Origin of the sequence: Lysinibacillus sp. NPDC048646, assembly GCF_050272295.1 — a bacterium.
In the GTDB taxonomy this organism is placed as follows: domain Bacteria; phylum Bacillota; class Bacilli; order Bacillales_A; family Planococcaceae; genus Lysinibacillus.
Map to the genome: position 1 here is coordinate 1 of NZ_JBNNLZ010000064.1, position 1,188 is coordinate 1,188.

Consider the following 1,188-nt stretch of genomic DNA (forward strand, 5'->3'; position numbering starts at 1 on the left):
GTCTAAAACCATAACTATGTTTATGGAATTTAGCTTCACAGATTGGCTCTAAAATTTGCAGTACACATTGTTGAAAAATTCTATCCCATATCGTCGGTATCCCTAAAGGTCTAGTTTTATCTACTCCTTTTGGAATGAAAACCCGTCTAACTGGTTGTGGTTCATACCATTTGAACATAGCTTGAATTTTTGTTATTACATCTACAACTGGTAAATGCAGAATATCATTAATTGTTAATTTATCGATTCCCGCAGTTTTGCTACCTGTATTTCTTTTGATGTTTCGGTAGGCAAGACGTATATTATCCTTAGAACTCATTACTTCTGTTAAGTTATAGAAATGATGACCACAAACACTTTGAGCGTAGAGTGTATCAAAACAATCTTGCATACTATAATACTCATTGTGTCTCAGTTTCTTCCGTTTCAATAAGTCGGTGACTCCTTTTGGAGTTAAACCTCTATTAGTCTCACAAGAACCTTATTAATCGATAAAGAACTGCCTTACTTGGTTGAATAAATCTTTATTAGTCTAGTGGCTATCCCTCCATGTGGATTAGACACTTCATTGGTACTGTGCCACCACTTTCACTGATATAAAGGCAAGTTATACAGTAACTAGTATCATTATTGCTTTCCTTGTCAACGTTTCTTAGGGGAGTAAGCCCTCCACGTTATCAGCTTAAAACGTTGAATTATATCTATTATAGAATGAACTTAGGTGCTTCCTCTAAGCCTGTTAGATACATACGCCTGTAACGTATCATGGATTTTCATATTAGTTAGTCTTACTCACCCACATCTAACCTCACAATTTGGTGATATACACATTTCTATGTATCGCAGTTCTAGACCCGTACATTCAGAAGTTCGTCAGCTTAACCATTTCTTTTCGGTTTATTTGCATTCTCACCATATTCATTCAACTCAAGCATCATGAATTACACCACTCCCTCGAGTAGGCTTTCGTCAGCGGAACTGGTACGGTAATTTCTCACGCCTTTTCACCGAGCTTATAACACAATCATTCTTACTAAATCTAGTGCTATTCGACTAAGAGAGAACCCTTCCGAGCGTTACCTCATCATTTGATTCTTCGATATAACCCTTCAGTTCCGAAAGGAACTGTCTAGCCTTTACCTGAGTAATGTGACCATTCTCAATTTAAACTAGAAACATTTCGCACAA

The 1,188-nt window shown here is 36.8% G+C and carries 1 pseudogene; it reads right to left on the minus strand.

The features are described from left to right. A pseudogene (locus tag ACQKII_RS24670) lies at positions 1-391 on the minus strand (reverse transcriptase domain-containing protein); the annotation flags it as partial. Positions 392-1,188: the final 797 nt, after the last annotated feature.